Origin of the sequence: Chryseobacterium sp. G0201 (genome assembly GCF_003815655.1) — a bacterium.
Classification (GTDB): Bacteria; Bacteroidota; Bacteroidia; order Flavobacteriales; family Weeksellaceae; genus Chryseobacterium.
Genome location: NZ_CP033917.1, coordinates 3,380,137 through 3,403,159 on the forward strand (window position 1 = coordinate 3,380,137; position 23,023 = coordinate 3,403,159).

General features: G+C 33.7%; 20 protein-coding genes. 14 read left to right on the forward strand and 6 right to left on the reverse strand.

Going from position 1 to position 23,023, the window contains the following annotated elements; all coding sequences use genetic code 11:
• Positions 1 to 5 precede the first annotated feature (5 nt).
• Complete coding sequence (locus EG348_RS15240; protein WP_123983851.1) at positions 6 to 1,010, reverse strand: cytochrome d ubiquinol oxidase subunit II; 1,005 nt, start codon at positions 1,008 to 1,010, stop codon at positions 6 to 8.
• Positions 1,007 to 2,350, reverse strand: a complete 1,344-nt coding sequence (locus tag EG348_RS15245; protein WP_123983852.1) for a cytochrome ubiquinol oxidase subunit I — start codon at positions 2,348 to 2,350, stop codon at positions 1,007 to 1,009. The genes EG348_RS15240 and EG348_RS15245 overlap by 4 nt, the downstream gene beginning before the upstream one ends.
• A 233-nt stretch (positions 2,351 to 2,583) precedes the next feature.
• Here EG348_RS15245 and gyrB point away from each other — a divergent pair, with 233 nt between their 5' ends.
• From gyrB to EG348_RS15280, 7 genes are all read left to right on the forward strand, one after another.
• The gene (gyrB, locus tag EG348_RS15250) at positions 2,584 to 4,518 is read left to right on the forward strand and encodes a DNA topoisomerase (ATP-hydrolyzing) subunit B (RefSeq protein ID WP_123983853.1); all 1,935 of its coding nucleotides are present in this window, start codon (positions 2,584 to 2,586) and stop codon (positions 4,516 to 4,518) included.
• A gap of 156 nt (positions 4,519 to 4,674) precedes the next feature.
• A complete protein-coding gene (locus tag EG348_RS15255) occupies positions 4,675 to 5,544 on the forward strand; it encodes a hypothetical protein (RefSeq protein ID WP_123983854.1) in 870 nt (289 codons plus the stop codon).
• A 111-nt stretch (positions 5,545 to 5,655) separates the two neighbouring features.
• Positions 5,656 to 7,548, forward strand: coding sequence for a DUF3857 domain-containing protein (locus EG348_RS15260; RefSeq protein ID WP_123983855.1), 1,893 nt, complete (start codon positions 5,656 to 5,658; stop codon positions 7,546 to 7,548).
• A gap of 2 nt (positions 7,549 to 7,550) precedes the next feature.
• Entirely contained in the window at positions 7,551 to 9,485 is a 1,935-nt protein-coding gene (locus EG348_RS15265) for a DUF3857 domain-containing protein (protein WP_123983856.1), read from the forward strand.
• 120 nt (positions 9,486 to 9,605) lie between these two features.
• Positions 9,606 to 10,433: an RsiV family protein gene (locus tag EG348_RS15270; protein WP_123983857.1), complete on the forward strand. Its 828-nt coding sequence runs from the start codon at positions 9,606 to 9,608 to the stop codon at positions 10,431 to 10,433.
• A 71-nt stretch (positions 10,434 to 10,504) separates the two neighbouring features.
• Positions 10,505 to 11,317: an RsiV family protein gene (locus EG348_RS15275; RefSeq protein ID WP_123983858.1), complete on the forward strand. Its 813-nt coding sequence runs from the start codon at positions 10,505 to 10,507 to the stop codon at positions 11,315 to 11,317.
• Positions 11,318 to 11,392: 75 nt separating this feature from the next.
• Positions 11,393 to 12,244 (forward strand): diacylglycerol/lipid kinase family protein, encoded by an 852-nt coding sequence (locus EG348_RS15280; RefSeq protein ID WP_123983859.1) that lies wholly within the window; start codon positions 11,393 to 11,395, stop codon positions 12,242 to 12,244.
• Between the two features lie 285 nt (positions 12,245 to 12,529).
• Here the strand turns inward: EG348_RS15280 and EG348_RS15285 are convergent, their stop codons facing one another.
• Together EG348_RS15285 and ggt are read right to left on the reverse strand one after the other, a co-directional pair.
• The gene (locus EG348_RS15285) at positions 12,530 to 13,810 is read right to left on the reverse strand and encodes a dicarboxylate/amino acid:cation symporter (protein WP_123983860.1); all 1,281 of its coding nucleotides are present in this window, start codon (positions 13,808 to 13,810) and stop codon (positions 12,530 to 12,532) included.
• 128 nt (positions 13,811 to 13,938) lie between these two features.
• The gene (gene ggt / locus EG348_RS15290) at positions 13,939 to 15,624 is read right to left on the reverse strand and encodes a gamma-glutamyltransferase (protein WP_123983861.1); all 1,686 of its coding nucleotides are present in this window, start codon (positions 15,622 to 15,624) and stop codon (positions 13,939 to 13,941) included.
• Positions 15,625 to 15,714: 90 nt separating this feature from the next.
• Here ggt and EG348_RS15295 point away from each other — a divergent pair, with 90 nt between their 5' ends.
• Both EG348_RS15295 and EG348_RS15300 read left to right on the forward strand, forming a co-directional pair.
• Positions 15,715 to 16,680: an NAD-dependent epimerase/dehydratase family protein gene (locus EG348_RS15295; protein WP_123983862.1), complete on the forward strand. Its 966-nt coding sequence runs from the start codon at positions 15,715 to 15,717 to the stop codon at positions 16,678 to 16,680.
• A gap of 85 nt (positions 16,681 to 16,765) precedes the next feature.
• Positions 16,766 to 17,518 carry a polysaccharide deacetylase family protein gene (locus EG348_RS15300; RefSeq protein WP_123983863.1) on the forward strand — a complete coding sequence of 251 codons (753 nt, stop codon included), beginning with the start codon at positions 16,766 to 16,768 and terminating at the stop codon, positions 17,516 to 17,518.
• Positions 17,519 to 17,574: 56 nt separating this feature from the next.
• Here the strand turns inward: EG348_RS15300 and EG348_RS15305 are convergent, their stop codons facing one another.
• Together EG348_RS15305 and EG348_RS15310 are read right to left on the reverse strand one after the other, a co-directional pair.
• On the reverse strand, positions 17,575 to 18,780 hold the full coding sequence (locus EG348_RS15305) for a metallophosphoesterase (protein WP_123983864.1): 1,206 nt from the start codon (positions 18,778 to 18,780) through the stop codon (positions 17,575 to 17,577).
• Positions 18,781 to 18,847: 67 nt separating this feature from the next.
• Positions 18,848 to 19,915 carry a 3-oxoacyl-ACP synthase III family protein gene (locus tag EG348_RS15310; RefSeq protein ID WP_123983865.1) on the reverse strand — a complete coding sequence of 356 codons (1,068 nt, stop codon included), beginning with the start codon at positions 19,913 to 19,915 and terminating at the stop codon, positions 18,848 to 18,850.
• Positions 19,916 to 20,017: 102 nt separating this feature from the next.
• Here EG348_RS15310 and EG348_RS15315 point away from each other — a divergent pair, with 102 nt between their 5' ends.
• The 5 genes from EG348_RS15315 (at position 20,018) to EG348_RS15335 (ending at position 22,829) form a co-directional block, all read left to right on the forward strand.
• Positions 20,018 to 20,587, forward strand: a complete 570-nt coding sequence (locus EG348_RS15315; RefSeq protein ID WP_072411544.1) for a hypothetical protein — start codon at positions 20,018 to 20,020, stop codon at positions 20,585 to 20,587.
• A gap of 65 nt (positions 20,588 to 20,652) precedes the next feature.
• Positions 20,653 to 21,315 (forward strand): bifunctional demethylmenaquinone methyltransferase/2-methoxy-6-polyprenyl-1,4-benzoquinol methylase UbiE, encoded by a 663-nt coding sequence (gene ubiE / locus EG348_RS15320; protein ID WP_410494150.1) that lies wholly within the window; start codon positions 20,653 to 20,655, stop codon positions 21,313 to 21,315.
• A 3-nt stretch (positions 21,316 to 21,318) separates the two neighbouring features.
• On the forward strand, positions 21,319 to 22,101 hold the full coding sequence (locus EG348_RS15325; RefSeq protein WP_123983867.1) for a porin family protein: 783 nt from the start codon (positions 21,319 to 21,321) through the stop codon (positions 22,099 to 22,101).
• A gap of 138 nt (positions 22,102 to 22,239) precedes the next feature.
• Positions 22,240 to 22,542, forward strand: a complete 303-nt coding sequence (locus tag EG348_RS15330) for a hypothetical protein (RefSeq protein ID WP_072411550.1) — start codon at positions 22,240 to 22,242, stop codon at positions 22,540 to 22,542.
• Entirely contained in the window at positions 22,542 to 22,829 is a 288-nt protein-coding gene (locus tag EG348_RS15335; protein ID WP_123983868.1) for a cell division protein ZapA, read from the forward strand. Before EG348_RS15330 ends, EG348_RS15335 begins: the two co-directional genes overlap by 1 nt.
• The last annotated feature ends 194 nt before the right edge of the window (positions 22,830 to 23,023 follow it).

Consider the following 23,023-nt stretch of genomic DNA (forward strand, 5'->3'; position numbering starts at 1 on the left):
AAATATTATTTTCTCAACTTACTAAATGAAGCCATCAGATAAAACAAAAACGGCAAAATAAATAACGAACCCAGCATCAAAGCCCAACCCAATGCTGAAATTGTTTTTGGGGCAGCTACATGCTGTAGTAATGAAAGATATTGTCCGTTTCCTAATAAAATAATGTTGGGATTATGCTGATAAGTTGCAGCAACTAAGATCATGATAATTTGAAATCCTGCCAAAGCCCTTACCGGAAGCAGTTTTCTGTTGTGCATGGCTTTTAATATTAAGCCTAAAGCAACTGTTGCAAAAACGGTGGCCATAACTCCTAAAGGCTTTGAGAAAACCCACGTTACCAAAGGAATGTCTGAAAGATAAGCCGTTAAGAATACCAAAGCTCCGGTAATCACTACGAAGATCATCGTTTGGTGTGATTTTTTGATCATTAAACCTAATTCCAGTCTGTCGGTTGTTTCTCTCAAAGAAAAAATAGACGCCAGATAGGCACAAAGTGAAACGGTAAATAAACCAACCGCCACTCCAAACCAATTCAGCCAGCTGAAAATATACAGATCTAAAAATGTCGTTGCATCGGGATTGATAGATCCGGAAACCGTTGCAGCAGCAATTAATCCTAAGAAAAAAGGTGTTAAAAGACTCGCATAATAGAAGATCTGAGTGTATAAAACCTGCCAATTATCTTTTACTGCATCATAATGTCTGAAAGTAAAAGCTGTACCCCTTGCAATGATCCCCAAAAGCATTAAAACCAATGGAATATGAAGATAAGTTGACATTGTTGTATAAATCTCAGGAAAACCTACAAAAAGTATCACAATTGCGATAATCAGCCACATATGATTCGCTTCCCAAACAGGTGCGATAGATTCATACATGATTTCTTTGGTTTTGTCACGGGCTCTTTTTTTGGTGAAAAGTTCAACAATTCCTGCTCCGAAATCGGCACCTCCTAAAATCACATACAAACAAATGGATAGCCAGAGAAAGCCTATAACTACGTAAATCATGACTTCATATTTTTATCGTTAAACTGAGTATCGGTAGGGTCATACAGCTTCGGAACCATTTGTATTTGTCTTCTCAAAAGGAAAATAATAATTAATGATAACGAAACGAAAATTGCGGTAAAAAAGTAAAAAGAATACTGTATTCCCGGCATTGGGGTAACGGCATCAACTGTTCTCATAATTCCATAGATGATCCATGGTTGTCGGCCGACTTCAGTTACTGTCCAGCCCGCTTCCAATGCGATATATCCGAAAGGGGTGGCGAAGAAAAATGTTTTTAACAACCAGTTTTTAGTAAGCCATTCCTTTTTAAAGAAAACAGCATATAAATAAACTGATCCTATACATATCATGACAACTCCAAAGAAAATCATGATTTGAAAAGCATAATGAACAACGGAAACCGGTGGCCATTCATCTCTTGGAAAATCATTAAGACCTTTTACTTCGGAATTAAAATCGTTACTTACTAAAAAGCTCAATACTTTTGGGATCTTTATGGCATATTTCACTTCTCCTTTTTCTTCATCCGGAATTCCTCCCAAGACAAAAGCCGCGCCTTTTTCTGTTTCGAAATGGGCTTCCATTGCGGCTAATTTAATAGGTTGTCTTTCTGCGACTGACTTTGCGGCAACATCTCCCGTCAATGGAGCACCAAAAGCACCGATCAATGCAAAAGCAGCGGCAATTTTAAATGCTTTGGTATGAAACTCTACATTTTTCTTTTTCATGATTAAATAAGCATGAACTCCCGCTACCACAAATCCTGTCGCACAAAATGCCGCAACCGTCATGTGTAAAGCCTGCGGAAACCAGGCATCATTAAACATCGCTTTTATAGGATCTATATTGACATATTGTCCATTAATATAATCAAAACCTGAAGGGGAATTCATCCAGGCATTGGCTGCAACAACCAAAATTCCTGAAGCTAAACCACTTAAGCCGACTAAAAATCCGCAAAACCAATGGAACCATTTGTTAAATTTATCCCATCCGTAAAGGAAAAACCCAATGGCGATGGCTTCAATAAAAAAGGCGGTTCCTTCCAATGAAAATGGCATTCCGAAAATAGGTCCGGCATGTTTCATAAATCCGGGCCATAGAAGTCCTAATTCAAATGAAAGCATTGTCCCGGAAACGGCTCCGGTCGCGAATAGAATAGCAACCCCTTTGCTCCAGGCTTTTGTGAGACCTTTATAGATCTCATTATTGGTCTTTAGGTATTTCCAGTGAGCAAAAGCCATTAAAAAAGGCATAACCATACCAACACAAGCAAAAACAATGTGGAAACCTAGAGATATGGCCATTTGTGCACGAGCTGCAAGAAAATCGTCCATAATAATTAATTTTTGAGTAAATAAATTTAAGCATAAATTATTGATGTTTAATATGATTTAAAACAGTATGGTCTGTGCGGAAATTGCTATAACTTTGTTTCTTTTTAATTAAAAAAATCCTGTCCGTTTTTGTTAAAAACTCTACTTTTTTTTGACACTTTTTAACTTTGATAAATCGAAAAAAATCACGATATTTGTAGGTCTTTGCATATAGCAAGATTTTAATATTTAATATGAGTCAAAAACAATATACAGCTAGCAGTATCCAAGCCTTAGAAGGGATGGAACACGTTCGACTAAGACCATCTATGTACATTGGTGATGTAGGAGTAAGAGGTCTTCATCATTTGGTTTATGAAGTAGTAGATAACTCTATTGATGAGGCTTTAGCAGGATACTGTGATACTATTAAGGTAACAATTCATGACGGAGAAAGTATCTCTGTAAAAGATAACGGGAGAGGTATTCCTGTAGATTTCCACGAAAAAGAACAAAAATCTGCTCTGGAGGTTGTAATGACTAAAATTGGAGCCGGAGGAAAATTTGATAAAGATTCTTACAAAGTATCCGGTGGTCTTCATGGGGTTGGAGTTTCTTGTGTGAATGCACTTTCTACTTTATTGGTAGCTACAGTAAGCCTTAACGGTAAATTATATCAACAAAAATATTCAGAAGGTAAAGCGTTGGCAGATGTTGCTGAAATAGGAACTACCGAGGAAAGAGGAACGGAGGTTTTCTTCCAGCCGGATGCTACGATTTTTCAGGAAACAGTTTACAACTATGATACTCTTGCAACGAGATTGAGAGAATTGGCTTTCCTTAATAAAGGAATCACCATAACTCTTATCGATGAAAGAGAACCAAACGAAGACGGATCTTTCCCAACAGAAATTTTTCATTCTGAAGGTGGATTAAAAGAGTTTGTTGAATATATCGATGGAAACCGTGAATCTATCATGGAGAACGTAATATTCATGGAAGCAGAAAGAGATGACATTCCTGTTGAGGTGGCGATGCGTTATAACACGTCATTCAGCGAAAATCTTCACTCTTATGTTAACAATATCAATACACATGAAGGTGGTACTCACTTGGCAGGTTTCAGACGTGCTTTGACGAGAACTTTGAAAAAATATGCTGATGATTTGGGAATTCCTGCTAAAGAAAAAGTAGAAATTACAGGGGATGACTTCCGTGAAGGATTAACAGCCGTGATTTCTGTAAAAGTTATGGAGCCTCAGTTTGAAGGACAGACTAAAACAAAATTAGGAAACTCTGAAGTTTCCGGAGCAGTTGATAAAATCGTTGGGGAGATGCTTTCCAATTTCTTGGAAGAAAATCCTAACGAAGCAAAAATCATCGTTCAGAAAGTTGTTTTAGCGGCAAAAGCTAGACAGGCAGCGAAAAAAGCTCGTGAAATGGTTCAGAGAAAATCTCCAATGGGAGGTTCTGGACTTCCGGGAAAATTATCTGACTGTTCATCTAAAGATCCCGCAGAATCTGAACTATTCCTAGTGGAGGGAGATTCAGCAGGTGGAACTGCGAAACAAGGTAGAGACAGACATTTCCAGGCTATTCTTCCGTTAAGAGGTAAGATCTTGAACGTAGAAAAATCTATGCTTCATAAAGTATATGATAACGAAGAAATCAAGAATATTTACACTGCTCTTGGAGTTTCTGTAGGAACTGAAGAAGACAGTAAAGCCTTGAATATGGCTAAATTAAGATACCATAAAGTTGTGATCATGACCGATGCCGATATTGATGGATCTCACATTTCTACGTTGATTCTTACATTCTTCTTTAGATTTATGAAAGAATTGATTGAGAACGGATATATCTATATTGCTCAACCTCCTTTATATCTATTAAAAAAAGGAAACAAAAAAGTATATGCTTATAACGAAAAAGAACGTGAAGAATTTACTTTAGAAATGTCTCCGGACGGTAAAGGTGTTGAGGTTCAACGTTACAAAGGTCTTGGAGAGATGAATCCTGAACAACTTTGGGAAACAACCCTAAACCCTGAACACAGAATCTTGAAACAGGTTACGATTGATAATGCTGTTGAAGCAGACAGTGTTTTCTCAATGTTGATGGGAGATGAAGTTCCGCCAAGAAGAGAATTTATCGAGAAAAATGCAAAATATGCTAAGATTGATGTATAATTGATCTTGATTTAAATAAATTTTAAAGACTTCAGAAATGAAGTCTTTTTTTATGCATTTTAAATATTTTAATATCGATTTATATCTATTAAAAATTATTTCTTCATAGTATGAAAAAAGTTATATTTGTAGCTGAAAAATACAAATATTACAAACATGAAAAAAATTATTATGCTCGCCTCTTTAGCGGGTTTATTTACGGGTATGAATGCTCAGGTAGGTATTAATACTCCAAACCCAAAAGCATCATTAGATGTTATAGGCAAACCGACTAATCCTTCAAGTTTAGATGGTATTATCCCTCCAAGAATAACAGGAGATCAGTTGAGGGCTAAGACTTACACAGCTGCTCAGACAGGAGCACAGGTGTATGTAACAGCACCAGATAGTGCCCCGGCAGGGCAAACTGTGAATGTGAAAAGTATAGGAAACTATTATTTTGACGGAACTGTATGGAAGTATACAGCGGGAACTGATAATAATTTACCTAATGGTACAGGAACTCTAATTATGATTAATGGAGTTGTGCAGGTAGCACAGGAGATGTCGATGAGATTGGCTAAAGACTGGACAATCCCTACTAGTTCTGACAATCCTGCAGGAGGTGTCAATCGAAATCCTATTGGTCAAATGACTGTTGAATTAATTGATAATTACAATACTTTTACAGGAACTGCAACTACAAATTCATTTAGGGTAAATGCTGATGGTACCTATTTAATTAGTATGAATTTCCCGATACAGGTACAAAGTAATGGCCCATTAAGCGGAAATTTATATTATGGGATATTTAATGTCACAGATAATACATGGAATTCTTTCGGTTTAGATACGGTAAAAGATTTGGGTAATGGGGAAGTGAAAAATTATAGCTATTTAGTAGCAATGGATTTACAAGCTTCTAAAACGTATTCGTTTTATGTAGGACAACAAACCAGTAACACATCTACATTATTAATGAGAGGTTTATCAACATTAAATGGTAATAATTCACTAACATTTTTCTCTGTAAAAAGATTAAAGTAAAACATCTTAAATATCAATTAAAAGGCTTTAGAAATGAGGTCTTTTTTTATTTTTAAAATTTATTTTTAACATTTATTAAGATTTTGTTACCTTTGCATAATTTTAATAACTATGATGAAAATACTTTATATTGGAGCCTTTTCTATAGCTTCCCTATACTACGCACAAAACTATCCTGCTTCTGCAATTCCTGAAAATTTAAAGAAAGATGCAAATGTTGTTATCCGAAAAGATTTTACAACAATTCAGATTAATAAAATTGATGATGTAAAATATCAGTATAACAGAGCTACAACTGTTCTGAGCAAAGACGGAGATGAAAAAGCTGTTGTCTATATTCCTTATGAAAAAGGTGATCAAATATCTGATGTTAAAGTAATTGTTTACGATGAATCAGGGAAGAAAATAAAATCATATTCAAAATCTGATTTTGGTGATTATGCGAATAATTCGCAAGGAGTGTTCTATTCTGATGACCGATTTTTAGGCTTAGTATATACTCCTGCTCAATATCCGTATACGATTGAATATTCTTATCAGATCTCTGATGAAAATACGATTTTCATTCCGGATTTTATGCCTTTTTCAACAACCAATACATCTGTTGAAGAAAAGCAGTTTAAGATCATTAATAAATCGGGGATCGATCTCAGAACAAAAATTTATCCTTCAAAATATAATTACGCGTCAGTAATTGAAAATAATAACGGAACAGAAAAAGTGTATACTTATAAAAATGTTCCTGCAATTGATGAGATTAATTTACTGCCTCAGCCAGAAAAAATATTACCAAAAGTAAGTTTTTCATTGGCGAAATTTAATCTTGAAGGTAAACAGGGAAATCTTACAACCTGGTCGGACTTCGGTTCGTGGTACTACAATAGTATCCTGCAACCGGTTTCTGTGTCTACACCAACCATTAAAGCTGAGATTGCAGGCCTTAATTTGCAAGGTTCTACAGAAGAAAAGGTGAAGAAAATATATCAATATATGCAGACGAAGACCAGGTATATTGCGGTAGCTTTAGGTATCGGAGGCTGGCAGCCAATGACTCCTGATGAGGTTGATAAAAAAGGATATGGAGACTGTAAAGGTCTTACCAACTATATGAGAACTCTTTTAAATGAGGCGGGTATCCCGTCTTATTATTCGGTAATTAATTCAAGTCGTTCTGATATTTCTTTCGATCCTGATTTTCCAAAAATGGGAGGAAACCATGCTATTTTAATGGTTCCTACAGAAAAAGGAAATATTTGGCTTGAAAATACCTCTCAACAGATAGCTTTCAATCATTTAAGTTATAATACAACAGATAGAAATGTGCTTTCAATCAAAAAGGATGGGATTGAGCTTATCAATACTCCTGTTTCTTCAGCAGACAAGAATAAAGAAAAGCAGATTTTAAAAGTTAAAATTAATGAAGATAACAGCTTAACGGGCGTAGGTGAATTTACTTATACAGGAAGTCAGTATGATTATAACATGGGATTTGCTAGTTTATCCCCAAAAGAAAAGAATGAAGCGATAAAAAAACGATTGGATGTTTTGAATTGCGAAAAAGTAGAAATGAAAAACTTCGTTAACGATCGTGATAATGCTTTTGCAGCCTATAATGTTGATTTTAAATCAAATAATTATTCTAAAAATGCAGGAAGTAGCATAATATTCAGAGCTGTGCCGATATTTTCAAATAATATTTATAAAACAGAAGAAAACAGGGAATTGCCTTTTGAAATCGGACAGTCTTTTGAAGATGAATATGAAATTAATTTTACCATTCCGAACAGTTTCAAAATAGACGAAGTTCCTAATGATGTAAACCTTACTTCTGAATTCGGAACTTACAAATTAAGCTTTGTAAAAAATGGAACTGAGCTGAAAGTAAGTAGAAAAATCCGTGTTAATAAAGGAATTTTCCCAAAAGAAAAATACAATGATTATATCAATTTCAGAAAAAAAACTATAGGTAACGATAACTCAAAAATTTTAATTACTAAGATCTAAACATGAGAAAAATATTATTAATCGCCTTTTGCTCAATGAATTTTGTTTTTATTGATGCACAAAAACACGAATATCTAGATCCTCCAAAATTTAATGATGCAGATCTATCAAAGCAAAAATCAGCATTAGATGAAAATGCTCCTGCTGAAATTATATATAGATCTGTACATTTTATGATCGATAATGCTACAGGACAGCTTAATAAAAAATATTTTTATAGAATTAAAATTTATAATAAAGATAAAGCCGAGGATTGGTTGAATCTCGAAATCCCACTCTATCAAAATTCGATTGGAGAGGAAAAATTAAATAAAATAAAAGCTTTTACGTATAATCTTGAAAACGGATCGGTAGTTACAACTAAGGTTGAAAAAAACTCAAAATTTAAAAGCAAAGAAAGTAAGTCTGTTTCAATTGCTAAATTTGCATTTCCGAATGTTAAAGACGGATCTATTATAGAATATCAATACGAAATAGCTTCTCCTTTTTTATATAGAATACAGGAAATCTTAATAGAAACAGACGCACCATCATTATATACGGAATATGTATTAGATACTCCGATTAATATTTCATATAATATCAATTATACAGGGTCTTTGTCTCCCAAATATAAAGAAGTTGAAGAAACAAATTTATATGGTGCGCAGTATAAGACATATAGATTTGCATATGATAATCTTAAGCCTTTTAAGACAGAGAAATTTATTAAAAATGACAGAAATTACAGGACTAAAATAAGTGCAGAAATTCATTCTACAAATAATTATGGCCAATTAACAATGTATTCGTCATCTTGGGAGCAAATAAAAGATAGACTTTATGAAAATGAATATTTCGGTGGGGAACTTAAAAAAGGAAAGCTGGCAAAAGAAAGCATTCCTTCAAGTATTTCAAGTATAAAAAATGATATAGAAAGAGCGAATGCAATTTTTGAATATGTAAAAAAAACATATACCTGGAATAAAAATAGGGATATTTATACTGATGATGGAATTAAAAAATTAATAGATACAAAGACGGGAAATGCAGCTGAAATAAATCTTTTATTAGTTTTAATGCTTCGTGAGTCTGGAATTAAGGCAGAACCTGTTGTTATTTCTACAATTGATAATGGATTAATTAATATCATAGCTCCTAATGTTACAAATTTAAATTTTGTAATTGCCGCTATTGAAACTAAAGATGGTTATCATTTATATGATGCCACTTCCAAGCAATCATCAATGGATCAATTACCTCCAAGAGACTGGAATAGTTTTGGAATCTTATTATCAAAAAGCGAGGTAAAACACATACAGATGGTAAATGCAAAACCAAGTTTTACTTACCTTACGGCCAATGCAAAGATTAATGAAGACGGAAGTATTTCAGGAACTTATTCCGACAAAGATACCGGAAGTTATGCGATGTTCGCAAAGGAAAGTTATGATGATAATAATGACAAATACAAGAAGCAATACAAAGAAAATTTTGCCATAGATTTTACAGGAATCGATTCTAAAGTTCTTGAAAGTGGCGATTTTGAAAGTACAATGAAATTCTCTTCTGATAATCTTATTGACCGAGTTGGGAAGAAGATGATTATTAATCCGATGTTGTTTTTAAACAAAAATTCAAATGAATTTGATCAGACGGAAGAAAGAAAATACACAATCGATTTTATTTCCCCTTATACAAGAGTGAAAAAAGTTGTATTAGAAATTCCTGAAGGATATACAATTGAAGAACTTCCAAAGAGTAAAAAGATTGTTACAGATGACAAAGAAATAGCCTATAGCTATGTTATTGAACAGAAAGGAAATACGCTTGAAATCATCTCAACAACTTCTGTAGGAAGCGCGGATTATCCAAAAGAATATTATCCTGCCTTCAAACAAATTTGGGGAGTAGCTTCAAAAAGTGAAAATCAGGTTATAAGCTTAATTAAAAAGTAAGTATTTGTAAATCAGTTTTTTAATTAAAGTTTTATAGCTAAAATTAATAAAATTTCAAAATTATTTTAAAACCATTCATTTTTTGAATGGTTTTTGTATTTAATAGAAAAAATTAAAATTATGAAAAATACGATAGCTATTGTAGCGTTATCTTCTTTCTTTGTTTTTTCGGCCTGCAAAAAGACAGAGACAACAAATCCAAGCGGTGAGAAAACAGAAGTAATACAACCTGAAAAATTTACGGTTGATTCTGTAAAGGTAGAAGATTCAATAAAACTGACTGATTCTTTACAATTAAAATATAGTTCAAAAATGTTGGTATTTCCTTCAATTAAGGATAAAAAATTATTAGACAGTATTTATTTTGCAAATAAAAATATCAATGATTTCTCTAAAAAAGGGATAGAAAATTTAGTTAAAAAAGAAAAAGACGACTTTTATAATTCTATTAAAAAAGATTCAAAAGACTGGATTTCCGATATAAAGTACTCTCAGGAATGGTATACAAGTTCTTCTATGGATCTTAAATCTAATGTAAATGATTTTATGCATATTCAATATATTTGGGGATCATATGAAGGTGGAGCACATGATAATTATGGCTATAATGAGAGGGTTTTCGATTTAAAAAACAACAAAAAAGTTGAACTGAAAGATATTACTTCAATGCCCAAAAATAAACTTGAGACACTGCTTATGAAGAATATCAATAAAATCAACAGCGGTACAACGGATGAAAATGGAAAAGTAAATAATTCGGACATGCTATTAGTAGACATGATTCCGGCAACAAATAACTTCTATTTTGATGATAAAAATCTATATTTCCATTACAGTCCTTATGAAATAACTGCTTTTGCGGCTGGAGATATTATCATACCAATTTCATGGGAAGAGTTAAAAGGAACTTTAAATCCAGAATTTAAAAATAGAATGAAAATCAAATAATATCAAAGCTCTCTTTACAGGGAGCTTTTTCTTTGGAACATTTTTTGACCTACATAGCAAAACACAGTCGTATGAAAAATGCAGCAATTATTCTGGTCACTTTAGTATTTCTAACGTTTTTCTCCTGTAAAGAGATAGGATTTAAAAATAAACACATAAAATCCAATATTCCGGTAAATTTTACTATTGATTCTGTTATTGAGGAAGATTTTACAAAACTTTTGGACTCTATTACTGTGAAATATTCTTCACAGTTATTGGTATTTCCAACTTTAAAAGATCAAAAACTGCTTCATACCATTTATGAAAAAGACAATATTAAGGACTTTTCAAAAGAGGGCTTGAAAAAATATTTGGAAGCAAAAAAGAACGAATTGTATTCTAAACTTAAAGGTTCAAATAAACTAATTCATTTAAAGCATCTTCAAAAATGGGAGAAAACCTCTCAAATGAATCTTAAATTCAATAAAAACGACTATTTACACATCCAATACTATGAAAGTCTGTTCATTGGGGGAATCTGTAATTATTATACCTACTCTGAAAAGGTTTTTGATCTCAATAATAATAAAAAGCTGAAACTTAAGGATATCACTTCAATTCCGGAAGATAGACTTTCTGAAATATTAAGTAATAATATTGATAAAACAACGATGATGCAGCAGATGAAAAAATACGATGTTGATGAATATAATGCACTATTAGCAGAGAGAATTCCTTTAGCTGAGAATTTCTATTTCGATGAAAATAATCTGTATTTTCATTATAATAAGGATGAAATTAAAAAAGGATATTCAATTGGTGATATTATTATCCCTGTTTCTTGGAATGACCTGAGCGGAACCTTGAATATCGAATTTAAAGACCGAATGATGCTTAAATAACGGGTAGTATTAGATTATAATTAAATAATTTTAAAATACTTCTCAATAACAGCACAATTTTTTACTTTTGTACCAATGGAAAAAGTAGCCTTTATCATCAACCCTTTTTCGGCCAAAAAAAATTACCAGCCATTTCTTAATGAACTGATAAAAAAGGTTGGAAATCCGCTGTATTATGTTTCGGAATCTATTCAGGGAACAGATGATTTTATTCATGACAACTTTAATACAATTGATATTTTTGTAGCGATAGGAGGTGATGGAACGATTTCTACGGTAGCAAAAAACCTTATCAGTACAGAAAAAATTCTGGCTATTTTTCCTGCCGGTTCAGGAAATGGTTTTTCCAATGAAACAAAGTTCAGTAAAAATTTGGATGAACTTTTAGGGAAAATTAAAGAAAAAAAATCAAGAAAAATAGATACATTTACTGTGAATGACAGGCTTTCGATCAACGTTTCAGGAACAGGATTTGATGGAAAAGTAGTCAAAGAATTTGAAAAAACCGACCGCGGATTCAAAAACTATATCAAAGTTTCACTTAAAACTTTCTTCAATTACAAACCGATTAAGGTTAAATTTTCAGATGAAAAATATCAGCAATATAACGGTAAATATTTAATGCTGAATATCGCCAACACACGCCAGTTCGGTAACAACGCATATATTGCCCCAAACGCAAGTAAAAGTGACGGCTTGGTAGATATGGTTTTGGTTAAGAAATTTCCCCTGACTTATTCTGCACTCTTCGCCTACAGAATGTTTACAAAGAAACTGAAAGATGATGATTACGTCACTTATCTCCCTGTTTCTGAAATTGAATTTAAAGTAAACACCAAAAACTGGCATTTAGATGGAGAATTCAACAAAATAAAATCTCCAATCCATGTAAAAGTTCAGCCCTCAAGCTTGAATATTTTGATTTAGGTCATTGCGAGGAGCGAAGCGACGAAGCAATCTCAATAATAAATTTTTACCATAATGTTTGTCATTCCGGAGGAATCTAGACGTGAATCTTTCCATATTATCTTCTAATACTATGGTTAGATACTTTCAGGATGACAAAGTATGTGTTAAGTTTTTATGACGATAATTTAAATTCCGACCAATATCTAGCCCCGATTGGAACGATATCCTTTTTCTGAAATGGTTTTGAAAAAAAAGCGTTGGCGAAAAAAATATAGTGGAAAGCGGGATTAAGCTCCTTAAAAATCAAACTTCCAATTTCTTCTCAATCTCATTTGGATGATCCAGACAATATTGTAACTGATCTTTATCCAATTGCTTTTCCCAATTGGCAACAACTACAGTTGCTACAGAATTTCCGATCACGTTCGTCAAAGCACGACATTCACTCATAAATTTATCAATTCCAAGAATCAGAGTCATTCCTGCAATCGGAATTTCAGGAACAACAGCCAATGTAGCGGCTAAAGTAACAAATCCAGCTCCTGTAACTCCTGCGGCACCTTTTGAACTTAGCATAGCAACCAAAAGTAAAATTAATTGTTTCTCAATTGAGAGATCAATATTTAAAGCCTGTGCAATGAATAATGATGCCAATGTCATGTAAATATTGGTTCCATCAAGATTAAAAGAGTAACCGGTCGGAACTACCAAACCTACAATTGCTCTTGAACAGCCTGCTTTTTCAAGCTTTTCCATAATTCCTGGAAGAGCAGATTCTGAAGAACTTGTTCCTAAAACCAAAAGCAGTTCTTCTTTCAGATAATACATTAATTTGAAAATACTGAAACCATTGTACCACGCTACGGCTCCCAAAACTAAAACCACAAAAAGGGAAGAAGTAATATAAAAGGTTCCGACTAAAAATATTAGATTCAAAACAGAATGAAGTCCATATTTTCCGATGGTAAAAGCCATTGCTCCAAAAGCTCCGATTGGCGCTAGTTTCATCAACATATGAACGATTTTAAAGATCGGAGTAGAAAGATCCTGTAAAAAATCTGTTATTTTTTGGCTTTTTTCTTTCGTTAAAACTAAGGCAGTTCCCATTAAAATGGCCACAAGAAGAACCTGCAAAATATTTTCTCCAACCAACGGACTGAACAACGTTTCAGGGATGATATTCATGATAAAGCCTGTTAAGGTCGTTTCATGAGCTTTCTGCTGATATTGTGAAACATCGCCTGAAAGAGTAGCAGGATCAATATTTAAACCATGTCCCGGCTGCAAAATATTCCCAACAATTAAACCAATAATTAAAGCCAAAGTGGAAAAAGTAAAGAAATAAATCATTGCTTTTATGGCAATCCTTCCCACTTTTTTGAGATCGGTCATATGAGCGATTCCTAAAGTAAGTGTAATGAAAATTACGGGAGCAATGATCATTTTTACCAATTTGATAAATCCGTCGCCTAGTGGTTTCATTTTTTCACCCAGTTCAGGATAGAATCTGCCTAAAAGAATACCTGCAATGATTGCTATAATAACCTGAAAATAAAGCTGCTGATAGATTTTTTTTGCTTTCAAAACGAAAAATTTATGATTTTAAAGGCGGAAAATTAAGCAAATTTATCTTTACAGATGATAAAAGTCATGAAAAGTTTCGGCGGGGCTGAAAGCCCCGCCGAAACAGATATATAATATGGTATCGTAAATTATTCAATCGCTACAGAATCATCGCCACGGCCATCTGCAACAGCATGAATCGTTCCATTGTCATCAATGACGATCATTTCTGTCTTTCCTATATATTTTACTTTTTCAATAACATAATTTTTAGCTTTTAACTCTGAAATGGTAGCTTCCGGGAAATTATTTTCGACAGAAACCGTTTCAGGAAGCCATTGGTGATGAAATTTCGGAGCATTCACGGAGATATTGGCATTTAATTTAAAATCAACAACATCTACGATAGATTGATATACAGAAGTTGGAATTGTAGTTCCTCCAGGAGTTCCAACCACCATATAAGGCTTTCCATTTTTTAGGATAATAGTTGGTGTCATGGAAGAAAGCATTCTTTTATTAGGCTGGATAGAATTAGCTTCACCACCTACAGCTCCAAACATATTGGGAACACCCGGTTTTACGGAGAAATCATCCATTTCATTATTTAAAAAGAATCCGGCACCTGTTACTAATACTTTGCTGCCATAATATCCATTAAGAGTTGTTGTTACTGCTGCTGCATTTCCATCTTTATCAATAACTGAAATGTGCGTTGTTTCGGTTGATTCTTTCGGTTGTTTAATGATTTTTCCAACCTCTGAACTTGGAGTTGCTTTATTAAAACTGAAACTTTTCCATCTGTTTTTTAAATAATCATTAGAAATCAAATAAGAAGTTTTATCCTCAATAAAGTCAGGATCGCCCATATATTCGGCTCTGTCGGCATAGGCTCTTCTTTCAGCTTCTACCATGATCTGTACGGCAGGAGTGGAGTTTTGCTGATATTTTTCTAAGTTTTCAAAAGCAGCCATTCTCAACATTTGAGCTAAAAGAACTCCTCCGCTTGAAGGTAAAGGCATGGTAACGACATTGCTTCCTTTATAATCAAATTCCAGAGCTTTTCTTTCGGCAACTTTATAGTTTTTTAAGTCTTCTAAGGTGATAATTCCGTTTCCTCTTTTCATTTCGGCAACCAAAAGATCGGCTGTTTTTCCTTCATAAAAACCTTTAGCACCTAATTTCTGAATTAATTTTAAGGTTTCTGCCAATTCTTTCTGAACCAAAAGATCTCCGGCTTTCCACGGGGTATCTTTTACAAAAAGGATTGAAGATTTATTATGTTTTTGAAAATGTTCTTTTTGGGAATTCAGCATATCTGCTTCATGATCTGTGATCGCAAATCCTTTTTCAGCCAAATCAATTGCAGGCTGAATGATTTGACTCATAGGAAGTTTACAGTATTTTAAGGTCGCGAAAAATCCGGCAATACTTCCGGGGATTCCAACTGCCAGTCTGCCGTTTTGGGATAAATCGGTGTTTGCTTTACCGTTTTTGTCAAGATACATATCTCTTGAGGCTTTTTTGGGAGCTGTTTCACGATAATCGAGAGTAAATTTTTCTCCATTATTTTTAACTCCGACTAAAAATCCGCCGCCACCGATATTTCCGGCTTGTGGATAAACAACAGCTAGAGCGTATTGCGTGGCAGTAATTGCATCGTAGGCATTTCCACCCATTTTAAGGATTTTTGCACCAGCTTCACTCGCCAATGGATGTGCGGAAACAACGACGCCTTTATTTTTTACTTTAACTTCTTTTACAATGTTGATATCGATGTATTGTGCTGAAACCGAATGAGAAAACAGGATAAGCGAAATAATTAACTTTTTCATTTTTAAAAATTATAATCGAATTTACAATTTTGTTTTAGAATAGGGTCTAAAATTTCTATTTTTGCTTTTGATCATAATAAAAAAGTAAAAATGGAATCCTATACGGAAAGAATACTAATTACGGGTGCTCTGGGACAGATCGGCACCGAGCTTACGAATAGACTTGTAGAGATCCACGGAGCGGAAAATGTAGTTGCTTCTGGATTAGACAGATGGCAAAAAGGCATTACTGCTGCAGGCCATTACGAAAGAATGGACGTTACGAATACTCAGTTGGTAAAACAGGTCATCAAAGATTACGACATCACAACTGTTTATCATTTGGCTTCATTATTGTCGGGAACTTCTGAAAAGCAGCCAATTTTTGCATGGAAATTAAACCTTGAACCTCTTCTTCAGTTTTGTGAAATGGCAAAAGAAGGTCTTCTTAAAAAGATATTCTGGCCAAGTTCTATCGCTGTTTTCGGGAAAGGAATTCCTAAAGAAAATGTTGCGCAGGATGTTGTTTTGAATCCTACAACGGTGTATGGAATTTCTAAAATGGCAGGTGAAAAATGGTGCGAATATTATTTCGACAAGTATGGAGTAGATGTAAGAAGTATCAGATATCCGGGATTGATTTCATGGAAAACTCCGGCAGGTGGAGGTACTACAGATTACGCTGTTGAGATTTTTTATGAAGCAATTGAAGAAGGAAAATACACAAGTTTCATTTCTGAAAATACAGGAATGCCGATGTTGTATATGGACGATGCGATTAACGCAACATTGAAATTAATGGAAGCTCCAAAAGAAAGTTTAACGGTTCGTTCTTCTTATAATTTGGGTGGAATGTCTTTCACTCCAAAAGAATTGGCAGAAGAAATTAAGAAAGAAATTCCAGAATTTGAGATCGATTACAAACCGGATTTCAGACAGGCAATTGCAGATTCTTGGCCGGCATCGATTGATGATTCTGTAGCGAAAAAAGATTGGGGATTAACCTATGATTTCGGAATTTCTGAAATGTCTAAAGACATGATCAAGAACCTTAAAGTGAAATTGAGTAAAGATTAATTTACCTAAAGTTAAACTTTAATTAAAATACATTTTAACATCTGATTATTAATTAAATAGAATTGTTATCTAAAACTTAGTTTAAATGATATTATTCACTTTTAACATTATAAATATTGAAGCAGGAGTGAAAAACGACCTTCAAATCACTGATGAAGAAAGACTGAAAATTACAGAAGATAATACAAAAGCTATTCTTAGAATTTTAGATATTCATGATGTGAAAGCAAGTTTTTTTGTTGAGATTTCCATTACTGAAAAACTTAAAAATCTGATAAAAGCAATTTCATCCCAAGGGCATGAAATTGCTTTTTATAATAAAAATTCCAGTCTTCCGGAAATTGAGGAAGCAAAAAAAAATACACAGGATCTTCTCGAAAAACAAATCCGCGGAATACGCCAAAAAGATTTTAAGCAACCTCAGGAAAGTTTAAAATTGTCGGAATTTAATTATGTTTCCAATATCGATAATGCAAATATTCTTTTCCCGTTTAAACGTCTAAAAAGAAATACAGAAATCACAGAAGAGGACGGATTGAGTATTATTCCTGAAAGTATTTCTCCTTACTTTCAATTGCCGTATAATGATTTTATGTTTCAGATCTTACCGATGAAATATTATAGAAATATGGTTTTTGAAACATTGAAGAATGATGACTTTGTTTTGATCTATCTTAATTCCTGGCAGTTCACCGATTTCAAGAAATATCAGTTTGATATTCCGTATTACAGAAGCTTATTTTCGGGCAGAAAAATGGAGGACAAATTAGATGCCCTCCTTACCTGGATCAACGAGAATGACATGGCCACTTCTCGTATGAAAGATTATATATTTTAATAGGTTGCAGGAATTAGGTTTTAGGGCTTAGGTAAAAACTCTGGACTTTAAATATTTTAAGCCAATTCAAAAAGCGTAATTTCCGGCAAAACTCCAACTCTTCCGGGATAACCTAAAACGCCGAATCCTCTGTTTACATAAAGCATTTTTCCTTCGCTTTCATACAAATCAGCCCATTTTGGGTAACGATATTGTACAGGTGACCATTTTATGTTTTTTAGATCCAATCCAAACTGCATTCCGTGTGTGTGACCAGAAAGTGTCAAATGAACGTCTATCGGGTGTTTTTTAACCACGTAATCGAAATGAGTAGGGTCATGGCTCATTAATATTTTTGTTGCTGATTCCGGAACTCCTTTTAAGGCGTCATCAAGCTTTCCAAATTGAGGGAAAGGTTTTAATCCCCAGTTTTCAACTCCCAGAATGTAGATTTTTTCGCCGTTTTTCTCGATTATCCTATGCTCGTTGCGAAGCATATCAAAACCGGCTTGTTTTTCGTAATCGATTAGTGTATCAAGATTTTTCTTTTTGGCATCTAATGAAGTCCACGTTACATAATCTGCATAATCGTGATTTCCGAGTACGGCAAACTTACCATCCTTCGCTTTAATTTTTGAAAATAAATGAATAAACGGTTTGAATTCATCTGCAACATTATTTACCATATCTCCTGTAAATAAAACTAGATCAGGATTTTGCTCATTAATTAAATCAATCGCATGTTGCAATTTACTTGGATCAGAGAAACTTCCGCTATGAACGTCTGAGATTTGTATGATTTTATATCCTTTAAAGCTTTTCGGAAGATTAGTGAAATTTATTCTCACTCTTCTTACTTTATGGCGGTATTTTCCGAATGTAATTCCATCAATAAACAAAGCTGAAAGTACACCTCCAAGACCAAGTCCCATAATGCTTAGAAATTTTCTTCTTTCCGGGAAAAAGTTCTCAGTTGGTCTCGTTAGTCCAATTAAATAACCTCCTGTTCTGAAAATATCATCAATCAATAAAAACAGAACGATGAAAATTTTAGGCAAAATAAAGATTAAAAATAGCGAGATCATGATTTGTGCTCTCATCGTACTTCTGTCTGATCTTTGGAAGTGGGAAACTTCATAAGCGAAGAATCCGTATATCGCTAAAGATATTACCCAATACCCAATTCTTATCCAGAGATTATCTGTTAACGTTCTTATTGCCTGATAGATATAAACTTCTAAAAATAAGAAGATCGCGGCAATAAATAAAAAATTTCTTTGCATAATAATGTTTAAAAAAAGCACAAAGAATAACTTCCCTGTGCTTTTTATATTTTTTAATTAAATATTCTTAAGGAAATCTATAAACGATAGCATTGATGTTCATTCCGGCACCAACCGAAGCCATAACAATGTTACCTTTATCTTTAAACGAATGACCCTCCATTTTTCCTTTAATTATTAAATCAAATAATGTAGGAATTGTTGCTACAGAAGAATTTCCAAACTTCTGGATCGTCATAGGAGAGATAGAATGGTCGTAATTTTTTACATTATAAAGCCTGTGAAGTCTCTCTATCATCGCGTAATCCATTTTAGCATTTGCCTGGTGGATCAATACTTTGTCGATATCTTCAATAGAAAGTCCGGCATCATCAATTGTTTCTTTGATCGCTACGGGAACATTTTTAAGAGCGTACTCATAAATTTTTCTCCCAAGCATTCTGATATAGAATTTTTCTTGATTCGCTTCTTTGTTAAGAGATCCTCCGCTTACTAAATAATCGAGTTCAGGACCGTTATCACAAATTGTATTGTGGTTAATGATTCCTACATTTTCTTCTTCAGTAGCTGTTACAACAACTGCTCCGGCTCCATCTGCAAAAATCATTTTATTTCTGTCGTAAGGATCTGTAACGCGGCTCAAGGTCTCGCTACCAACAACAAGGATCGTCTTGGCAACGTTAGCTTTAATTAAATTATCAGCCAAAATCATTGCTTCCACCCATCCCGGACATCCGAAAATCATGTCATAAGTAATGCACTTTCTGTTTCTGATGCCTAAGTGGTTTTTTACTCTCGCTGCCATTGTTGGCATGAAATTCACAAGACCAGCTGTACTCACCTCACCAAAATTACTAGCGTAAATGATGTAATCAATTTCCTCGGGATTTACTTTTGCATCTTCAATGGCAATTTTGGATGCCTCGTAACCAATCCTTGAGTTAGAATTATCGTCTTCAATATATCTACGTTCTTCAATTTCTGTAATTTCTACAAATTTTGAGATGATTTCTTCTGCAGGTTTTTCTATTTTTTCACCTTCATCCGTATAGAACTCAGCATCCATGAAATAGTCTCTACCAATAATTCTATTAGGAATATAAGATCCGGAACCAATAATGATCGTATTCGGCATTCGTTTAAATGATTTTTTTTAAAGACGCAAAGTTAATAATTAATATTAATAAGAAAGAATTAAAAATATTATTAAATTTGCAAAAATTGTACTTTACAATCTATGAAAAATAATCCATCTTTAAAAGGTTTAGCGATTGCTGTTGTGGTGTTTATGATGGCCTTTGGGATTTACTTCTTCTTTTTAGCTAAGAAAAATTATTACTTAGTAGATAATCCGACTCCCAATACCTATTATTACAAGATCAACAACGGTTCCGAAGGAATTATTTCTGCAGGACAGTTTGTGCATGTAGATCTTAAACAGGGTAAAAATGCTATTAAAGTTTTTGATCAGAATAAGAAATTACTCTATGATTCTGCATTTGAAGTGAATAAAATTCGTGGGCTTTTGAATATTGCTCATGAAGATTATTATGTTAATCGTCAATATTATGGATACAATCTTAAAAAAGATTCATTACTTTTGGCACTGGATAAGACCGTTATAGACGGAAAACAGTATTTTGGAGCGCCAAAACGCTTCAATAAGCTTTATACAGAAGATTTTTACTACAATGTGGATGAAGATTATGACAAAATGATCAAAAACATCCAACAGGTAGAATCAAGATCAAAGATCTTCAGAAAACAAGATTTCCTTAATTATTATAAAGAATATTACAAGTTTTGACAAACGATATCAACAAAGTGACGCCCTACAACTCTGAGGCTACAAAGAAAAGCCAGGTAGAGGATATGTTCGACAATATTGCACCGAAATATGATCTTTTGAATCATGTTTTATCCATGAAAATTGATGTTTTATGGAGAAATACATTGGTGAATATGATGAAAAAAGATAACCCGCAGGAAGTGCTGGATGTGGCTACTGGAACGGGAGATCTGGCAATTACCATTGAAAAAGGAACCGGTGCTAAAGTAATTGGTTTGGATTTATCGCAACAAATGTTAAATGTTGGCGTTATTAAAATAAAAAAACTTAAATTAGACGGCAAAATTTCCATGCAAAAAGGGGATGCAGAAAATTTACCTTTCGAGGACAATAGATTCGATGCTGTTTCCGTTGCATTTGGAGTAAGGAATTTTGAGAACCTTACCAAAGGTTTGGCAGAGTTAAGAAGGGTAGTAAAGGATAACAAGAGTGTTTACATACTGGAGTTTTCAAAGGTTGAGGGGTTTTTAGCACCATTTTATATGTTTTATTTCAAAAATATATTACCTGCCATCGGCAGACTGGTTTCTAAAGATAATAGGGCATACACATACCTTCCGGATTCTGTGAATGCTTTTCCTTTCGGGGAAAAGATGAGACAGATTCTTTTAGATACAGGATTTAAAAAAGTTGAATATAAAAAACTAAGTTTAGGTATAGCCACAATTTATAAAGCAACAAAGTAACCTATGAATAAATTTCTATTAAAAGCACTGGTTTTAGCCTCAGTAAATATTGCTGTTTTTGCAGACGCGCAATTTAGAACCCGAAACAGAATGGACAAGTTGGAAGATTTCGACCAGCAGGTATTCAGTTGGGGGTTTTATTTAAATGGTAATATAGTAGACTACCGTATAGTTCTTAATCCAAGATACGGTATGGACGGAAACCAAAATCTTGTTTCATCTAAAAATAGTAAAAGTTTCGGGGCGGGATTGATCGCAAAATGGAGACTTAACGATTATTTAGATCTTAAAGTTGAACCAGGCTTGCAATTTGCTCAGAGGGAATTAACTTTTAATACACAGTCAAACGACCAGTACGCTGCAGGAACTTTGACGAATTCACCTTTTATTCCAATTCCGTTGAATGATAAAGACAAAACAAGACAGATTAAATCTACTTTGGTGGATATCCCTGTAATGTTGGAACTTCATGGTCAAAGATGGTATAATTCAAGACCTTACGTTGCTGCCGGTGTGAACTATATTGTAAATTTACAGTCTAATTCTGATTCTACGGATGATAACTTGCAACAAGTGTTCAGATCTACAACGCATAACTTTGCATGGTCTGCTGAGATGGGTATTCAGTTTTATTTCAATAAATTTAAATTGACTCCCGCGATTAGAGGAACATTCATCATGAACAACGAGTTGGTGGCAGATAATGCCAATACACCTCCTTATTGGACGGCTGCAATGTCTACACTACAAACAAGAGCTGTATTCTTTGTATTGAAATTTGAATAAGAAAAATAAGCTTAAAAAATATAAAGGAGGTGTGTTACATCTCCTTTTTTGTTGGAAAATCAAAATATAGGGACTTTTATTTTTGTTACTGTCATTATTTTTTTATTTTTGCTAATAGTTAGAATATAGAAACCTGAAATGCTTCAAGATTTAGAAAACAATTTTTCAGAATTAGAGAAAAAGATTTTGAATTTACAAAAGAACTATCAAAATCTTAATGAAAGATTAACAGAACTAAATACAGAGCATGAAGAATTGAAGAAGAAATACGACGAAGAGAGAAAAAAAAATCAGGTATTAGCAGAAGAACAAAAAAATATAAAACTTTATTCAGCAATATCAGGAAACCCTGAACACAATAGGTTAATGAAAAATCACATCAACAGATTGGTAAAAGAGGTAGATTTCTGTATTGCTCAGCTTCAAAACAGTGGATTATAATGGAGGTAAGAAGAATAACCATCAATATCGCAGGAAGAGTGTATCCGCTGAATGTGCCCGCAGCAGAAGAAGAAACTTTGCGCAAAGTGGGGAAGCAAATTGAGAATATGATTAAAGATTTTGAACAAAACTTCGATGTAAGAGATAAACAAGATGCTTTGGCGATGTGTGCCCTGAAATTGGGAACAAATGCTGAAGTGGTATCTCTGAACTACGAAAAAAATATAAATTCAACCAACGAAAGATTAGTAAGCATTAATCAATCGTTGAATGAAATTGGAAAATAGATTTTTTTTTCCAGAAAACCTGCCTACAATAATTCTAACACATTAAAGGTAAACTCAACGCTAAAAAATTACCGAACAAACATCCATCGAATGGCGCGCCGGTTATCCGGATTACAGACAGTGGAGATCAGTTCAAATCGTGTTGATTAGGAGTTTACTCTATATCACTGGATTATTGTAGGCTTTTTTATTTT